Source organism: Pseudomonas sp. NPDC098740 (assembly GCF_044760065.1).
GTDB classification, from domain to species: domain Bacteria; phylum Pseudomonadota; class Gammaproteobacteria; order Pseudomonadales; family Pseudomonadaceae; genus Aquipseudomonas; species Aquipseudomonas rossensis.
Map to the genome: position 1 here is coordinate 146009 of NZ_JBIWAM010000013.1, position 17621 is coordinate 163629.

The following is a 17621-nucleotide window of genomic DNA, read 5'->3' on the forward strand; positions in this document are numbered from 1 at the left end:
AATGTGGGAGCGAGCTTGCTCGCGATAGCGGTACATCAGCCAACAGAGATGTTGAATGTGATGGCCTCATCGCGAGCAAGCTCGCTCCCACAGTTGTTTTAGGGTGTGGCTTTATTCGATGAAGGTCACGACGCCGCCGGCCAGCGACTGCACGCGAGCCAACGACTCAACCCGATAACCCTGCGCATCCAGTTCCGCACGGCCGCCCTGGAACGACTTCTCGATCACGATACCCAAACCCGCGACGGTAGCGCCGGCCTGTTTGATGATCGAGATCAGCGCTTGGGACGCCTTACCGTTGGCCAAAAAGTCATCGATGATCAGCACGCGGTCGCTGCTGGTCAGGTGGCGCGGGGAGATCGCCACGGTGCTTTCGGTCTGCTTGGTGAATGAGTAAACGGTCGCCGACAGCAGGTTTTCGGTCAGGGTCAGCGACTGATGCTTGCGCGCAAAAATCACCGGCACGCCGAGGTTCAGACCGGTCATGATCGCCGGAGCAATGCCCGAGGCTTCGATGGTGACGATCTTGGTGATGCCCGAATCCTTGAACAGCGTGGCGAATTCGTCGCCGATCAGCTTCATCAGGGCCGGGTCGATCTGGTGGTTCAGAAAGGCGTCGACTTTCAGGACCTGGTCGGAAAGCACGATGCCTTCTTCGCGAATTTTCTTGTGCAGTGCTTCCATGAAGCTTTCCTCTACGGGCGGCTTGTGCGCCTAAGGCTGGTTAAAAAGTAGTCGATTCTAGCGCTTTAACATCGCGCGTATATCCGCCAATGCGGTATTGCCGCGAACGGCTTTGACTTCAACGGGCGTGTCGTCGTTGCCTTCCCAGGCCAGGTCGTCCGGCGGCAGCTCATCAAGAAAGCGGCTCGGCGCGCAGTCGATGATCTCGCCGTATTGCTTACGCTTGGCGGCGAAGGTGAAGGCCAGGGTCTGACGCGCGCGGGTAATTCCCACGTAGGCCAAGCGACGTTCTTCTTCGATGGTGTCGGCTTCGATACTGGAACGGTGCGGGAGGATTTCCTCTTCCATGCCCATGATGAACACGTAAGGGAATTCCAGACCTTTGGAGGCGTGCAGGGTCATCATCTGCACACCTTCGGCGCCGTCTTCCTCTTCCTGCTGACGCTCCAGCATGTCGCGCAGGACGAGTTTGCCGATGGCGTCTTCGACGGTCATCTCGCCTTCTTCGTCTTTTTCGAGGGTGTTCTTCAACGCCTCGATCAAGAACCAGACGTTACCCATGCGGTAATCGGCGGCCTTGTCGCTGGAGCTGTTGGTGCGCAGCCAGTTCTCATAGTCGATGTCCATGACCATGCTGCGCAACGCCGAGATCGGGTCTTCGCCGGCGCATTGCTCGCGGACCTTGTCCATGAAGCGTTTGAAGCGCGACAGTCGATCGGTGAAGCGCGTATCCAGATGCTCGCCCAGACCGATTTCGTCGGTGGCGGCGTACATCGAGATTTTGCGTTCGGTGGCGTAGTTGCCAAGCTTTTCCAGCGTGGTAGAACCGATCTCCCGGCGTGGGACGTTGATCACCCGCAGGAAGGCGTTGTCGTCGTCCGGGTTCACGATCAGGCGGAAGTAGGCCATCAGGTCTTTCACTTCCTGACGCCCGAAAAAGCTGTTGCCGCCGGACAGGCGATACGGAATCTGGTGGTGTTGCAGCTTTAGCTCGATCAGCTTGGCCTGATAGTTACCGCGATACAGAATCGCGAAATCGCTGTACGGCCGGTCGGTGCGCAAGTGCAGGGTCAGCAGCTCAACGGCCACGCGCTCGGCTTCGGCGTCTTCGTTGCGGCAGCGGATCACGCGGATCTCGTCGCCGTGGCCCATCTCGCTCCACAGCTGCTTTTCGAATTCGTGCGGGTTGTTCGAGATCAGCACGTTGGCGCAGCGCAGGATGCGGCTGGTGGAGCGGTAGTTCTGCTCCAGCATCACCACTTTCAGGGACGGATAGTCGTCCTTGAGCAACATCAGGTTTTCCGGGCGGGCGCCGCGCCAGGCGTAGATCGACTGGTCATCGTCGCCGACCACGGTGAACTGGTTGCGCGTGCCGATCAGCAGCTTCACCAGCAAATACTGGCTGGCGTTGGTGTCCTGGTATTCGTCCACCAGCAGGTAGCGGACCTTGTTCTGCCATTTTTCGAGGATGTCGGCGTGTTCCTGGAACAGCTTCACCGGCAGCAGGATCAGGTCGTCGAAGTCCACCGCGTTGAACGCCTTGAGCGTGCGCTGATAGTGGGTGTAGACGATGGCGGCGGTCTGTTCCTTGGGGTTGCGCGCGTTTTCCAGGGCTTCGGGCGGCAGGATCAGGTCGTTTTTCCAGGAGCCGATCATATTCTTGATCTCGTCGACGCCGTCGTCGCCCGAGTATTCCTTCTGCATGATGTCGGTCATCAAGGCTTTGACATCGGTCTCGTCGAAGATCGAGAAACCCGGCTTGTAGCCCAGCCGCACGTGTTCCTTGCGGATGATGTTCAGGCCCAGATTGTGGAAGGTGCAGACGGTCAGGCCGCGACCTTCGCCGCCCTTGAGCAGGGTGCCGACCCGCTCCTTCATCTCGCGCGCGGCCTTGTTGGTAAAGGTCATGGCGACGATGTACTGGGCGCGAAAGCCGCAATTCTGGATCAAGTGGGCGATCTTGCGCGTGATCACGCTGGTCTTGCCGGAGCCTGCACCGGCGAGCACCAAAAGAGGGCCGCCGACGTAGCTCACGGCTTCTTGCTGCCGGGGATTGAGTCGGGACATACGAAATCAGGGAGTCGTTTGCGAAATGGGCCGGCATTTTAACAGGCTCAGCGAATTGTGCTGCTCTCTCCGACTTGTGACGCAGCACGCTATCTATATTTGCCGGTTTTGATACTTTCACGCAGGATGCGCGGTGAGTTTGCGTCTAATGTTCGTAATTCCGGATACAAAGCCGCGTTTGATAACCGAGGTCATTTGGTCATTGGTTACCAGCGCTGCATAATGCCCGCCGCCTACATCTTTGCAGAGTCTAGGGAGCTAGCTTGTCTACGCCTGTCGAACCCTTGCGTTTGCTGCTACTGGCCGAAGAGCCAGCGTGGGCAGCGTTGTTGCGCGAGTGTCTGGCTCCGATGGGGAGCTCGACCGTGCTGATCAGCGCGCCGAGCTGGGAGTCGGTCAGCAGTCTGTTCGATGACAACCGCAGCGCGGTGTTGTTGACGATTCCAGCGCTTCAACCTCTACCTGGCCGTTGCAGCCTGCCGACGGTATTGCTGCTTGAGCACGAACCACTGGCGCCGCCCGATGGAGTGAGCGACTGGCTGGTACGCGATCACCTTGATCCCGGCATGTTGCGCCGGTGCCTGCGGCATGTGCGCGAGCGTGGCGTGCTGGAAAACACCCTGCAGCGCCTGGCCGAGCAAGACCCGCTGACCGGCATCGCCAATCGCCAGGGCTTCCAGACCTTGCTGGCGGCACGCCTGGTGGAAAACGACGGCCGCGGCCTGGCCCTCGGTCACCTCGACCTCGACAACTTCCGTCACGCCAACGACGCCCTCGGCCATCAAGCCGGCGACCGGTTGATCCTGCAAGTGGTCGCGCGGCTGAAAAGCCAGCTTGAGGCCGGAGATCAACTGGCGCGACTGGGCAGTGATGAGTTCGCCCTGCTGATAGACACCCGACGCGCGCCTCAGCGCGCCGAATGGATGGCCGAGCGCATTACCGAAGCGCTGGCCGAGCCTTACTGGGTCGACGGCGAAAGCCTGTTGATCGGTTCCAGCCTCGGTATTGCCCACGCCCGGGCCCAGGCCGGCGCCGACCCGCTGATGTGGCACGCACACATCGCCATGCAGCAGGCCAAAAGCACTCAAGGCTGCACTTTTCACATCTTCAACGAACGCATCAACCGCAATGCCCGCAGCATGGCCGATCTCGAAAGCGAGCTGCGCCGGGCGTTGCGCCGGGATGAACTGGAACTGCATTACCAGCCTCGCCTGAACCTTGAGGACGGGCAGATCGTCGGCCTCGAAGCCTTGGTGCGCTGGCGTCATGGCGAGCGCGGCTTGCTGCCACCCAGCGAATTCGTGCCGCTGGCCGAGCAAAGCGGCTTGATTGTGCCGCTGGGTTACTGGGTGATTTCCCGTGCCTTGCGCGACATGCAGGCGTTGCGCGAACGGGGTTTGCCGGCGTTGCACATGGCGATCAACCTGTCGTTCCGACAGTTTCAGGACAGCCAATTGTTGTCGACCCTGAGCCGGCTGATTGCCGAGCGCGGCGTCGAGGCGCAATGGCTGGAGTTCGAACTGACTGAAACCGCGGTGATGCGCCGCAGCGATCTGGTGAAACAGACCATGGATGCGTTGGGGCGTCTGGGTGTGCGCTTTTCCCTGGACGACTTCGGCACCGGTTTCTCTTCGTTTGTGCACCTCAACAGCCTGCCGATTACCTTGCTGAAGATCGATAAGAGCTTTGTCGGCGGCATGGAGCAACGGGAAGAGAATCGCAAGCTGGTCCACGCGATGATCAATCTGGCGCACAACCTCAATCTTGAAGTGGTCGCCGAAGGCGTAGAAACGCCGGAGCAACTGGATCTGTTGCGCGGGTTTGGTTGCGATCAGGTGCAGGGATATTTGATCAGCAAGCCGTTGCCGTTGGCGGAGCTGGTTGAGTATTTGACCTTCGGCAGCAGCCAGCAGCCGATGATGGATGTGGTGAATTAACCACATACCAAATGTGGGAGCGAGCTTGCTCGCGATAGCGGAGTGTCAGTCAACATAGTTATTTACTGACAGACCGCAATCGCGAGCAAGCTCGCTCCCACAGGGGATCTCAGTCAGGCTGAGCCATCTGGAAACCAGCCTGAGACGACGGCTCCTGCCTGATCATCCGCTTCATCTTCCACTCAAACGCCCACGTCAGGCTCACCGCCGCGCACGCCAGCCCCAGCGCCAATCCCCACCAGACGCCCGTCGGCCCCCAATTCAAATGGAAGGCCATCCACCAGGCAGCCGGCGCGCCGATCAGCCAATAGCAACCCAAACCCACCAGGAACGTGGTCTTGGCATCCTTGAGTCCGCGAATGCAGCCCATGGCGATGGTTTGCGTGCCGTCGAACAGTTCGAACCACGCGGCGACCGCCAACAGGCTCACGGCCAGGTTGATGACGTCGCGAAACGCCGGGTCGTTGTGGTCCAGGAACAAACCGATCAACTGATTCGGCAGCAACCAGAAGACCATGGCGAAGGCAAGCATCGCCGCCGCGCCAAAGGCGATGCCGACCCGTCCGGCCAGACGTGCATTCAGCAGCTGCCCGGCGCCGTAGTGCTGACCGATGCGCATGGTGATCGCATAGGAAATCCCCGCCGGAACCATGAACGCCACCGAGACGATTTGCAGGGCGATCTGGTGTGCGCCCATTTGCGTACTGCCCATGGTGCCCATGCATAGCGCGGCGAACGCAAACAGTCCGACTTCCACCGCGTAGGTGCCACCAATCGGCAGGCCCAGGCGCCACAGTTCCTTCAGATACTGACGGTTAGGCCGCGACAGGCCTTGGCGCAAGGGATAAGCGTCGTAAGCCGGATGCCGACGGATGTGCCAGGCCAGCGCCAGCGCCATGCAGTTGGCGACAACAGCGGTAACCAGCCCGATGCCCATCAACCCCAGTTTCGGCAGGCCGAACATGCCGGTAATCAATGCGTAATTGAGCAGGAAGTTGGCCACGGTGCCGCCGAGGCTGATGACCATCACCGGCGTCGCGCGGCCGATGGCGCTGGTGAAGCCGCGCAGGGCCATGAAGCTCAGGTAGCCGGGCAGGGCGAACGGCAGGATCAGCAGGAACTGCCCGGCCGCGTGGACGTTGGTTTCGGTCTGGCCGAACAGCAGCAACACCGGTTTGAGGTTCCACAGCAGCAGCCCGGCCACCAATGCCATCAACCACGCCAGCCATAACCCGGCCTGGGTCAGCCTGGCGGCACCGACGATGTCGCCGGCACCCTGACGGATGGCCACGAGGGTGCCGACTGCGGCGATCACGCCAATGCAGAAGATCGACACGAACGAGTAAGTTGCTGCGCCCAGGCCGCCACCGGCCAGCGCCTCTGGACTCAGGCGCGCCATCATCAAGGTGTCGGTGAGGACCATCAGCATGTGCGCCAACTGCGAGGCAATCAACGGCCCCGCCAGCCGCAGGATGGCCCAGAGTTCGGTACGTGCTGGATGCTGCATGGTCATCACGCTCGATAATTAAAGAGGGACAGGAAAGCGTCGATTCTCGGCGCTCTACGGGGTTTGCACAAAGGGATAAAAAGGATGGGTTTCATGATTCAAACTCATGCTGGAGAGTTTCTGCTAGGGTGACCGAATCCCGCTATAGGAGCTTTCCGAATGTCCCGTCGTCTTCCTCCCTTGTATGCCCTGCGCGCATTCGAAGCGGCGGCGCGGCACAGCTCGTTTACCCGTGCGGCCGAAGAATTATCGATCACCCAAAGCGCGGTCAGTCGGCACATTCGTACACTCGAAGAGCATTTTGCCTGTCGGCTGTTTCACCGCAGCGGACGCAATCTGCAATTGACCGAGTCGGCGCGGTTGATCCTGCCCGGCATTCGAGAAGGCTTCACCGCCCTGGAGCGGGCCTGCAATACGTTGCGCGCCGAGGATGACATCCTGCGCATGAAAGCGCCGTCGACCCTGACCATGCGTTGGCTGCTGGCACGGCTCAGCCGCTTTCGGCACCTGCAACCAGGCAACGAGGTGCAATTGACCAGCGCCTGGATGGACGTCGACTCGGTGGACTTCAACCATGAACCGTTCGACTGCGCCGTCATCCTCAGCAACGGGCATTTTCCGCCGGACTGGGAGGCGAGTTTCCTGTTCCCGGAAGAGCTGATTCCAGTCGGCGCGCCGAATCTTCTGCAGGATCAACCGTGGGATGTCGCACGGCTGGCCAATACCGAACTGCTGCACCCAACACCGGATCGTCGCGACTGGCGCAGTTGGCTGGAGCGCATGGGGCTGGCGGATCAGGTGTCGCTCAAGGGCGGGCAGGTGTTCGACACGCTGGAACTGGGCATGATCGCCGCCGCCCGAGGTTATGGCGTGTCCATGGGCGATCTGCTGATGGTGGCGGAAGATGTGGCTCAGGGACGTCTGAGTCTGCCGTGGCCGACGGCCGTCGCCAGCGGTGAGAAATATTACCTGGTCTGGCCAAAAACCCGCCCCGGAGGTGAACGTTTGCGCAGGCTCAGCGACTTCCTGCAAGGCGAAGCCCGAGCAATGGTATTGCCCGATGTTCAACACTTGGGCTGAATCGATAGAGCTGCCGCAATGGCGGCCTTGAGCCATATCCCGGTTAATTACTCAAGTATTCCGATTTTCCGCCGAAAATGCAGGTGGAACCTTCGTGCAGGTTCGACGCAATTCCCATTATTAGAATTTTGCTGAGTGTGCAGCCAGATCAAGGAGGATCCGGTCGCTCGGCCAGGAGCTGTCATGTCTCAACCTCGTGCCCGGATCGCCTCACAGCTTGGTCTTGCGCTTGCCGTGATACTGGCGATTGTCATCAGCGGCAGTACCGTGTTCGCCCTGCGTTCGCTGGACACCGCCAACCTCGCCACCCGCGAAGAGCACCTGGCCAGTGAAGCCCGGTTGCTGGCCGATCAGTTGAGTACCTTTCACGGCACGTTGCGTGAAAGCACCCAGCGCCTGAGCGGTCTGTTCGAGAAGCGCTTCAGCGCCGGTTTGAGCGTGCACCCGGATGAACCGGTGGCGGTAGCGGGCGCGCAGACGCCGGGCCTGCACCTGGGCAGCGAAGTGCTGAACAACAACTTCAAGGAAGTGGACGAGTTCAAGCAAATGACCGCCGGCGTTGCGACGGTGTTTGTGCGCAGCGGCGAAGACTTCATTCGGGTCAGCACGTCCCTGAGCAAACAGGACGGCACCCGAGCCATCGGCACGCTGCTCGATCACGCGAACCCGGCCTATGCCCGCTTGATGGCGGGGCAGGCCTACGTCGGTCGCGCCTTGCTGTTCGAACGCTCCTACATGACTCAGTACACCCCCGTACGTGATAGCGGCGGTAAGGTGATTGCTGTTCTGTTCGTAGGATTCGACTACACCGACGCGCAGAACGCGCAGTTCGCCAACCTCAAGCGCTTCCGTATCGGCCAGACCGGTTCCCTGGCGCTGCTGGATGAGCAGAGCAAATGGCTGGTGCCGATCGCGGGCGTACAAGCGCTGGATCAGGCGACTCGGACCATCGTTGGCTTGGCGAAAACGCCGGGCAAGGGCGAGTTCTGGAGCGACAAGTCCGAAGATTTCTACAGCATTGCCGTGCCGTTTGAAGGCGGGCCGTGGTCGGTGGTGGCGAGCATGCCGAAAACCGAAATTCGGGCCGTGACCTGGAGTGTCGGGATTCAGTTGGCGATTGGCAGTCTGTTGGCGATGTTGATCGCTGTGGGTTCGGCTGTCTGGTTGCTGCGCAGCAAACTGGCGCCGCTGGGTGATCTGGTGCGTCAGGCGGAAGCCTTGGGTGCCGGTGATTTGAGCGTGCGTCTGAACGTATCGAGTAACGACGAGATCGGTCAGCTGGCTCGCGCGTTCAACCAGATGAGCCAGGCGCTGTCGACCATGGTCGAGCACATCCGCAAGGCCTCGCAAGAGGTCAACAGCCGTGCCCAGGCCTTATCCGGTCTGTCCGGTGGCGCCTATGAAGGGATGGAGCAGCAGTCGGGCGAAATCACCAGCATGGCCGGCGCCGTGGAAGAGTTCAGCGCCACCTCCCTGAACATTGCCGACAACATGGGCAGCACTCAGCGTCTGGCTCAAGAAAACGCACAGCAAACCCAGATCGGTCGTACGTCGATGGACGAAGCGTCCTCGTCCCTGGAACAAATCGCCGGCGCGCTGAACAGCACGGCGACGGTGATCAATACCTTGGGTCAGCGCTCCCAGGAAATCGGCGGCATTGTCGGTGTGATTACCTCGATTGCCGATCAAACCAACCTGCTGGCGCTCAATGCCGCCATCGAAGCCGCTCGTGCCGGCGAGCAGGGGCGTGGTTTTGCCGTCGTGGCCGATGAAGTTCGTAACCTGGCCTCACGCACTCGCGAAGCGACCGACGAAATTTCCGGCATGATCCAAAGCATTCAGCAGGAAACCGGCAACGCCATCAGCACCATGGAACAGGGCAACCTGTTGATGCAGGAAGGCCTGTCGCGCAACGCCAACGTGGCTTCGGCCCTGGCGCGGATCGATGAGCAAAGCCGCTCGGCCGGTCAGCAATTCGCGGCGATCACCACCGCCACTCAAGAACAGAGCAGTACCGCAACCTTGCTCAGCAGCAACCTGCAAAGCATTGCTCTGGCGAACAGTGAGCAGCGTGAAGTGGTGTCCAATCTGGCGATCACCGCCAAAGAGCTGGAGAAGCTGGCGGCGGATTTGCGGCATGAGGTTGACCGGTTCCGCTGAGGCACCACCGCATTCTTTCTGGGCCATGAGCTGAGTTGTGTTGTTTTTAAGCTTGATGAATCGTTTCAGCAAGTCTATAAAAATGGCACAACTCCAAGAAAGGCTCCTGTCATGACTCCGCTCAAACTCATCATCGCTCTCGGCGCGCTGTCGGCTACCTCCCACGCCATGGCCTGGGACTACGTGTTGCTCGACACCGACAAAGCGGCCCAGAACTGGCAGATCACCAGTCAGCAACTCGGCATCAAAACTGACAAACCTTTCTCGGTCACCCTGCGCACCTTGCACGGAGGTCGGCAGGAGGGCGTCAGCATCGTCGACATCGATAACGGCACAATGAAACTCTCGGTGGTGCCGACTCGCGGGATGAATGTTCTGCAGGCGTCGGTCGGTAATGTGCGCATGGGGTGGGATTCGCCAGTCAAGGACGTGGTCAATCCGTCCTTCATCGAACTCAACGGTCGCGGCGGGTTGGGCTGGCTTGAGGGCTTTAACGAACTGGTCGCCCGCTGCGGCTACGAGTGGGTCGGTCACCCCGGCATGGACAACGGTGAACTGCTGACGCTCCACGGCCGCGCCGCCAACATCCCGGCCAGCAAAGTCACTTTGCACATCGATGAAAAAGCGCCTTACACCATCAGCCTGCGCGGCGAGCTGAAAGAGCAGGCGTTCAAGAAAGTCGACTTCTCGGTGCTGACTGAACTGGTCACCGAGCCCGGCAGCGCAGCATTCGCCCTCAACGACACCCTCACCAACAACGGCGATTATCCAAAGGAGTATCAGGCGTTGTACCACAGCAATTTCAGCACTCCATTCCTGGAGCAGGGCGCCCGATTCGCCGCACCGGTGAAACAGGTCTCGCCGTTCAATGACAAGGCAAAAGGGGATCTGCCGGACTGGCAAACCTATCGCGCGCCGACCAAGGACTATGACGAGACGGTTTACAACGTTGTGCCGTATGCAGATGCCAAGGGCGACACGCTGACCGTGCTGCATAACAAGGCAGGCAGCCTAGGGGTTTCGGTGGGTTTCAATACTCAACAGTTGCCGGTGTTCTCCCTGTGGAAAAACACGGACACCCATGGGCAGGGCTATGTCACGGGTCTTGAACCGGGAACGAGCTTTTCCTACAACCGCCGGTATCAGCGCCCACTCGGTTTAGTGCCGACGATTGCGCCAAAAGAACACAAGCAGTTCCAGATCAGCTACAGCTTGCTGGCGGACAAGGGGGCTGTGGATAACGCGTTGGAGCGAGTGAACGAGATTCAGGGCGGGCGGCAGACTGAGGTGCGGCAAACGCCGTTGGTGGATCTCACCAAGGAATAATCCCTGCTAATTTGTGCTCGGCCGGTATTGCAGCGCCTCGGCCAAGTGCTCGCGGGTGATGCCATCGATTTGTTCAAGGTCCGCCAGGGTGCGCGCCACTTTGAGCAGTCGATGGGCTGACCTCAGCGACAAAGTCAGTCGTTCACACGCAGTTTCCAGCCAGGTTTCGTCGATTGTGGATAACTTGCAGTGTTTGCGCAGACCTGGCAGATCAAGGAAGGCGTTCGCGCAGCCCTGGCGTTTGTGTTGCCGCTCTCGTGCATCGGCGACCAGCACTGCGGCAGTGGCCGTGTCGTCTCCGGCCTTCAACGCTGGATTCAACGCCGTAGCTTCACGGGCGACGGTCAGGTGCAGGTCGATGCGATCCAGCAGTGGGCCCGACAGTTTGTTGCGATAGCGCTGGACCATGTCGGGTGTACAAGAGCAACGGCCGCTTGGCTCGCCAAGATATCCACAGGGGCACGGGTTCATTGCCGCCACCAATTGGAATCGCGCCGGGAATCGCACGCGGTCACGGGCGCGGGAAATCACGATGTGCCCGGACTCCAGTGGCTCCCTTAAAACCTCCAATACTTTGCGATCAAACTCTGGCAGCTCATCCAGGAACAGAACGCCATGGTGGGCGAGGGTGATTTCGCCGGGTTGCGGTTTAGAACCGCCGCCTACCAGCGCGGCACCTGAGGCAGAGTGGTGGGGCTGGCGAAACGGTCGCTGCGGCCAATGGCTCAGCGGCACGCAGCTAGCGACCGATTGAATCGCCGCAACTTCCAGCGCTTCGCTCTCCGCCAGTGGCGGTAAAAGCCCAGGTAAACGGCTCGCCAACAGGGTTTTTCCTGTTCCCGGTGGACCGCTGAACAAAAGGTTATGAGCCCCTGCCGCCGCAATCAGCAACGCACGCTTGGCCGAGAGTTGGCCCTGCACTTCATTTAAATCGGGATAGGGTTTGCTGGCGTAGAGCAATCCATTGGAAACATAAGGTTCAACCGGCGTGTGGCCATTGAAATGCGCGACCGCTTCGAGCAAATGATCCACCGCGATCACCTTCAACCCCGACGCCAGGCACGCTTCCTCGGCATTCGCCCTTGGCACCATCAACGAACGCCCGGCCTTGCGTGCGGCCAGCGCTGCCGGCAACACCCCCCGAACTGCCCGCACGGCGCCTGAGAGCGCCAACTCCCCCAGGCACTCCACATCATCCAGTGTCAGAGTCGGCACCTGCACACTGGCTGCCAGAATCCCCAAGGCAATCGCCAGGTCGAAGCGCCCGCCGTCTTTTGGCAAGTCGGCGGGCGCGAGATTCAGCGTGATGCGCCGCGCCGGAAACTGCAGGCCCGAGTTGATGATCGCACTGCGTACTCGATCCTTGCTTTCCTTCACTGCTGCCTCCGGCAAACCGACCATCGTCAGCGATGGCAAGCCATTGGCCAGATGGACTTCGACGGTTACCGCGGGCGCATCCACGCCAATCTGGGCGCGGCTGTGGACGATGGAGAGGGACATGGTCGTTCCTTGAGCTGAAGAGCACCGCTTCCTGCGGTTTTTTCAAGGGTAGTCGTGGGAGGGAGGTTTTGTTGGGGATGGCGGCGCCGAAAATTTCACAGGATGTTGCTAGACGTTTTTTTCACGTAAATAATGACTCTTCAATATATGTTTAGGGTAGGTTTTTTAAGTTGATCTTGGTTTGGATCGTAGGTGTCAGCCGAGGGCTATATCTAAAAATTTTAGCTTGGTACTAATGCTTTAACGTCAGTCGATCTAAAAACTATCGTATCCAGTTTGGAAATAGCCGAAAGTTTACCAATTTGTTTTATGTCTCAGGATATTTCGCAGGCTATTACCGAGTAATCGTCACGTATTTTTCTGGTTTCAATTTTGCTCTTTATTTCCGACAAAAATATGGGCAGCGAATTATTGCTCACCGAAAGATCCCGTATTTCACTTTTTTGTATAAGGGAATGGGCTCCGTCAGTCATCAGGATCAGGCGATCTCCACGTTCTAGCTCGAAGTTGTTTTGCTGGAGGTCGTATTTGTCAGAAGCATTCATCACTGAAAGTAGAATGTTTTTTCTATGGTAATTTTTTGCTCTTTGTTTGCTTAAAATTCCGTCATCTATAAGTCGTTGGACTTCCGACTGGTCTTTCGTCCTGGAAATAATTCCATTGCCTCGTAGATGATATATGCGGCAATCTCCAACGTGTCCTACCAGTGCGTGAGTTTGTGTAATAAGAAGCATACTTAAAGTCGTGGCCATATCCTTGTACGTATTAATGCTATTGTTTATTAATTCAGTTTTTACTTTTTCAAAAGCCGTTTCGATAGAGGTGGCTACGTTTCTCTCAAATAGAGTCGCTATCGCTTCAACAGCTGTTTTCGAAGCAATAGCGCCACCCGGTTTACCACCCATTCCGTCAGCTACGGCGAGCAGTATTGAGTTAACTCCAATTTCCTTTATTAAGGTGGAGTCTTCGTTCGGCTTGCTTCTCCCAGCAGTGGAAAAAGAAACTGCGGAATATTTCATATGGTTCATGCTAGCGGTAAGAGGATTGGGTGTAAGTTTGCTTTGTTAAAGCCAATAGATCGCCCTGTATGTGCTATTTGTCCTGAGAAATCTATCTGATGCACTTCAATATCAATTCGTATTCTTTCAGCTTGCGCGTCAGATATATCCGCGCTTAGCATTGCCACTGCTTTTCTCTCAACATACCAACGATTGTGCGATGTACCTAGATATAACAAGGCTAGTGCTATGCTCGCCTTTAAGTCAAGTCCTGATCCTTCATAGAAATATTCAGCTTTACTGGCTAAAACATCACAATAGTCAAAGTTGAAGCTGTGCCCGAGTATGTGTTCGGAAAAGAAACTACCCATTGCAGCAAATAAATTTGGTGTTTGAGTCTTTAGTGCTTGAATGTGATCAATGGATAATGCTTCTAAAATATTTTTAGTACCTTGGTTGATTGATAGGTTGCGTTCTATTTGAATAAAAACAGTGTCCCATTCATCATCGTTTAATTGTCTGCCACTTCGAAGAAGCTCAACAATAGCTTCCTCTCCAGATGAATTGAAAATTACAGGCTGGGTATTTAAAACTTGATAAAGCTCATCTCGAAGAATTGAGACACTTGCATACCGGCGAATAGGAAGGCGCTTGGTGCACTTTTCTATGATTTTCCCTATGTGTCCGGGTAGAGTGAGTTCTGTATAAGGGATTCTCTGTGCCGAGTTGCCAAATATATCATGCAGTATTGCGCCAAATGCATAGATATCAGCGCTGGGTGTTGCTTGGCGGAAGCTTCCAATTAGTTCTGGTGCTGCGTAATTTTCCGTACCGCCATTAGCGTTTGTACCTGTCAATGTTGACGATTGACTGTTAGAGGCACTCATAAGCCCGAAGTCAGATATTGCGTAGAAATTTTTTCCCTCCGAAGATGTATATCTTAAAATGTTCGCAGGTTTTAAATCTCGATGGGTGATTCCTAAACTATGAATGTGCTCCAGACCTGCAAGGATATCGAACAGCGCAGTGTGTAGATTAGCGCCTAGGGTAGGGTCGTAATCTAACTCTTCCTTTAAGGTGCAGTCAGCAAGTGGCATGATGAAGAACGGAGGGTTCGATTCTAGATACTGCTCTAGTATCTTGACGACATTGGGATGATTGATCTGGCTTTGATAGCGTACTTCCCGAATGAACCGTTGCTTTAAATGTTCGTCGCCTACTGCTTGAATTAGATGAAGTTGAGGGTCATATGTTTTTTGGGCGAAATCATGACCGTTTTCATTTGTGATAATGTCGACGCGGGCGAATCCACCTCGTCCTTTTTCCATCTTGAAAACATAACTCATCTTCTGAATTTCCCTGTCAGTACCTAGTCGTTTTCCGAATGCCTGTGGCACAGCGGTAAATTTCGGAGCATATCAATTCCAGCCAGCGAAGTCCCTAGCCATTGAGGACGATTTGCTGGTCATTTTTTGATATCGCTGGAAAACTGCTCTTTCACCTCCGGCGTTAGCAATGACAATGGGCGCGTTTAGGGCCATTTTGTTCGATGCAGATGTGGTGTGATCGGTCCTTAACCCTAAAAGACTGCTTACTGCCGGTTTTTGAGGGGGGCGGACGGGAAATCTGGTTGAGATTGCGCTGCGAAGCTCTCATCGAATGGTAATGGTTTGGTGTGGGCTAATTTACGAGGTGAACAACCAGTGATCAGTGCTTTTTTTCATAAACACCTTTGGCTGGGTGTTCAGCCAGCAAACCACTTGACTCGTGCTCTCTGCCGGTAGCAGCGACATCAAGAAAGCGGCATTGATTTGCTGGCACGTTTTCGGCTAACGGAAGTGCTCCGGGATGCAATTCGACAATTTGCAGCCGCGTTGCCCTTCGCATTTTGCGTTCATGGAGGCCTCGATTTTGATGGTTGATGTTTCGTTGGTCAGCGTAATTACAAATGAGAGTCCATGAAGTCAGGCGCAGGAGCTGATATTTGTAGGACTGTGCCTAGATATATGACGGACGCCGGTGAAATTGCTTGGATGGTCTTGCCTGATGAAGGTTGTTGCTTATGATCTCGCCGAATACAGCCGTAGGAGGTGTGAATGAACAGGATTGGAATGCGCCCGATTCATCCTGGCGAAATTCTCAGCGAGGAGTTTCTGAAGCCGCAGGGCATTTCAACCGCTGCTTTGGCTCGCTCACTAGATGAACCAGAGGCTGAAGTGCGCGACGTTGTGAGGCAGCAGAGCGGTGTCAGTGTTGGTCTGGCGAACAAGCTATCTATTCTCCTGAACACCACCCCCGACTTCTGGCTGAATTTGCAATCGACCTACGTTCTTCATAGCGCCGAAATCGGGCGTGGATGAGTTTCGAACTCCTAGATCGACTGCAGCACTCGCGAAGCTTTTTTCCACCATGATACGTTGGCGGGACGCTGTGTTTGCTGACCACTCGGCAACATCTGTGGAACATCCTGCAACCGAATCCACGGCTGGTTATTCCAGTGCAGCAAACTCAACGACATCTCTGGCCAGTTCAGCAGGCTCAGGATCGGGCGTTCGATTGAGGTGGGTTGCTGGGCGTCTCTGAGGGCTGGGACGACGTCGTGGGTTAGCCATTCGCGCAGCGCCCGATATTCGGGGCAGTAGTGGTAGACGAGTAGTGCGTAGACGCCGGATTCGCTGATCATCAGGGTGTTTTCGATGCTGCCGTGGATGAGCATTCGTAATGTTTGGTGTTGGTCGGGATCGAGTTTGCGGACGGCGCGTTCGTCGAGGTAGAGGCGCAATAGACGGCCTAGATCTCGGGCGCTAAACCAGGCCTGGTTTTCCAACAGCAGGGCGTGGAGATGGAGTTTGTGGCGGGTGAAGACTTGGGGGATTAGATAGTTTTCTTCCATGGTGCAGTTCTCGGGATCAAATGAAGAAAACTGCCTCTGATCGTCGCCAAACGAAAAGGGTGGCAGCCATGCGCGGGTTGGCGAACCGGTGACGCCCGAAAACCGGCAGACCCGAAGGTCTCCCACGCATAGCCGCCATAATTCGAGATGGGAACAAATCCCTCGGTCGAATGTGGTCGCGGTACGTCGGGGTCTTCCGGGTCGCCAAACCCAGAGCTGAACATTCAGCTGGGGATGAGCATAGAAACTGGAGGCCTTACGACGCAATCGGACGGCGGTGTGATTTTTGTAGGACGTTGCCGAGAATGTGGCGGGGCGGAAGATCAAAAGATCGCAGCCTTCGGCAGCTCCTACAGGGGTGGTCTGTCTCGTGTGGGATGGCTGGTAGACCGAGGCGACTCCATTCGCGGGCAAGCCCGCTCCCACAGGGAATGTGGTGTTATTCGGAAGGTGGATTGAGCTTCGCTTCCAGCTCCGCCACCTTCGCCTCAAGACTTTCCAACCGTGCACGAGTCCGTGCGAGCACAACCATCTGGCTATCAAACTCTTCCCGGCTCACCAGATCCAGCTTGCTGAAGCCGCTCTGCAACAGAGCCTTGAACTGGCTTTCGATTTCGCTTTTCGGTAGCGGGGTGTCGCCGCTGAAGAGGCGGGAGGCGGTGCCGCTCAGGGCATCGAGGAAGTCTTTGGGCGCGAGCATGGGAAATGTCCTGTCAAACAATGGCGGGCAGTGTATCACGCAGTGTCTATAGTCAATCTCGCAGTCAAGGGTGCACGCTTTTCGCGCATGCGGATGGACGGCCGCGCACTGTTGTTGTGCGTATCCGTCGAGCCATGGGAGCGAAGCAACTTGCGGCAGCGGCCAAGGGCCTGAAATCAGTGGGTTTCGGCGAGATGGCAAGCTTTCTGCTTAGTCGGTAGTGACCCATGCACTGATGCAGTCACTGTGACGAATGCAGTGCGCCAAGCGGAACGGGGGAAGTGTTTCGTGCGGAGTGGTTAGCAGGCGTCGGACGGGCAGGTAAGGCCGACGATGCGTTACAAAGCCAGGCACTGCGCTTAGACTTGAGTCGGGTTTGTTTTCCTGGGGCAAGTCCACCAATTCGGGAGAGAGTTTTCATGAAGCTAGTCACTGCCATCATCAAGCCGTTCAAACTGGACGACGTACGCGAGTCGCTGTCCGAGATCGGCGTGCAGGGCATTACCGTTACTGAAGTCAAAGGCTTCGGTCGGCAGAAGGGTCACACCGAGCTGTATCGCGGCGCGGAATACGTGGTCGATTTCCTGCCAAAGGTGAAGATTGATGTCGCCATTGACGACAAGGATCTTGACCGGGTTATCGAGGCGATAACCAAGGCTGCCAACACCGGCAAGATCGGTGACGGCAAGATCTTCGTGGTCAATCTGGAACAGGCGATTCGCATCCGTACCGGCGAAACCGATACCGACGCAATCTAAGCCGCCACACA

General features: G+C 56.9%; 14 protein-coding genes. 6 read left to right on the top strand and 8 right to left on the bottom strand.

Going from position 1 to position 17621, the window contains the following annotated elements:
- Positions 1–111: 111 nt before the first annotated feature.
- The gene (locus tag ACIQU2_RS17820) at positions 112–684 is read right to left on the bottom strand and encodes a xanthine phosphoribosyltransferase (RefSeq protein WP_020799401.1); all 573 of its coding nucleotides are present in this window, start codon (positions 682–684) and stop codon (positions 112–114) included.
- 57 nt (positions 685–741) lie between these two features.
- Positions 742–2751 (bottom strand): DNA helicase Rep, encoded by a 2010-nt coding sequence (rep, locus tag ACIQU2_RS17825; RefSeq protein WP_403142946.1) that lies wholly within the window; start codon positions 2749–2751, stop codon positions 742–744.
- Positions 2752–3014: 263 nt separating this feature from the next.
- Here rep and ACIQU2_RS17830 point away from each other — a divergent pair, with 263 nt between their 5' ends.
- On the top strand, positions 3015–4688 hold the full coding sequence (locus ACIQU2_RS17830; protein ID WP_403142948.1) for a putative bifunctional diguanylate cyclase/phosphodiesterase: 1674 nt from the start codon (positions 3015–3017) through the stop codon (positions 4686–4688).
- A 109-nt stretch (positions 4689–4797) separates the two neighbouring features.
- Here ACIQU2_RS17830 and ACIQU2_RS17835 read toward each other — a convergent pair whose 3' ends face one another.
- A complete protein-coding gene (locus ACIQU2_RS17835; protein WP_403142951.1) occupies positions 4798–6195 on the bottom strand; it encodes a NorM family multidrug efflux MATE transporter in 1398 nt (465 codons plus the stop codon).
- A gap of 159 nt (positions 6196–6354) precedes the next feature.
- Here ACIQU2_RS17835 and ACIQU2_RS17840 point away from each other — a divergent pair, with 159 nt between their 5' ends.
- The 3 genes from ACIQU2_RS17840 (at position 6355) to ACIQU2_RS17850 (ending at position 10761) form a co-directional block, all read left to right on the top strand.
- Complete coding sequence (locus ACIQU2_RS17840; protein WP_403142954.1) at positions 6355–7275, top strand: LysR substrate-binding domain-containing protein; 921 nt, start codon at positions 6355–6357, stop codon at positions 7273–7275.
- A gap of 183 nt (positions 7276–7458) precedes the next feature.
- Positions 7459–9435 (top strand): methyl-accepting chemotaxis protein, encoded by a 1977-nt coding sequence (locus ACIQU2_RS17845; RefSeq protein WP_403142956.1) that lies wholly within the window; start codon positions 7459–7461, stop codon positions 9433–9435.
- A 111-nt stretch (positions 9436–9546) separates the two neighbouring features.
- Positions 9547–10761, top strand: a complete 1215-nt coding sequence (locus ACIQU2_RS17850; RefSeq protein WP_403142959.1) for an aldose 1-epimerase family protein — start codon at positions 9547–9549, stop codon at positions 10759–10761.
- Positions 10762–10767: 6 nt separating this feature from the next.
- Here ACIQU2_RS17850 and ACIQU2_RS17855 read toward each other — a convergent pair whose 3' ends face one another.
- The 3 genes from ACIQU2_RS17855 to ACIQU2_RS17865 all read right to left on the bottom strand — a co-directional run bounded on the left by ACIQU2_RS17855 (position 10768) and on the right by ACIQU2_RS17865 (position 14605).
- The gene (locus ACIQU2_RS17855; protein ID WP_347804142.1) at positions 10768–12261 is read right to left on the bottom strand and encodes a YifB family Mg chelatase-like AAA ATPase; all 1494 of its coding nucleotides are present in this window, start codon (positions 12259–12261) and stop codon (positions 10768–10770) included.
- A 314-nt stretch (positions 12262–12575) separates the two neighbouring features.
- On the bottom strand, positions 12576–13280 hold the full coding sequence (locus ACIQU2_RS17860; protein WP_403142961.1) for a PP2C family protein-serine/threonine phosphatase: 705 nt from the start codon (positions 13278–13280) through the stop codon (positions 12576–12578).
- A gap of 5 nt (positions 13281–13285) precedes the next feature.
- Complete coding sequence (locus ACIQU2_RS17865; RefSeq protein ID WP_403142963.1) at positions 13286–14605, bottom strand: serine/threonine-protein kinase; 1320 nt, start codon at positions 14603–14605, stop codon at positions 13286–13288.
- Between the two features lie 750 nt (positions 14606–15355).
- Here ACIQU2_RS17865 and ACIQU2_RS17870 point away from each other — a divergent pair.
- Positions 15356–15619, top strand: coding sequence for a HigA family addiction module antitoxin (locus tag ACIQU2_RS17870; RefSeq protein WP_403142965.1), 264 nt, complete (start codon positions 15356–15358; stop codon positions 15617–15619).
- An 11-nt stretch (positions 15620–15630) separates the two neighbouring features.
- Here ACIQU2_RS17870 and ACIQU2_RS17875 read toward each other — a convergent pair whose 3' ends face one another.
- Both ACIQU2_RS17875 and ACIQU2_RS17880 read right to left on the bottom strand, forming a co-directional pair.
- Positions 15631–16152, bottom strand: coding sequence for a Bro-N domain-containing protein (locus ACIQU2_RS17875; protein WP_403142968.1), 522 nt, complete (start codon positions 16150–16152; stop codon positions 15631–15633).
- 439 nt (positions 16153–16591) lie between these two features.
- Positions 16592–16852, bottom strand: a complete 261-nt coding sequence (locus ACIQU2_RS17880; protein WP_123365066.1) for an accessory factor UbiK family protein — start codon at positions 16850–16852, stop codon at positions 16592–16594.
- Positions 16853–17271: 419 nt separating this feature from the next.
- Between ACIQU2_RS17880 and glnK the strand changes: the two genes are divergently transcribed.
- Positions 17272–17610 (top strand): P-II family nitrogen regulator, encoded by a 339-nt coding sequence (gene glnK / locus ACIQU2_RS17885; RefSeq protein ID WP_002555808.1) that lies wholly within the window; start codon positions 17272–17274, stop codon positions 17608–17610.
- The last annotated feature ends 11 nt before the right edge of the window (positions 17611–17621 follow it).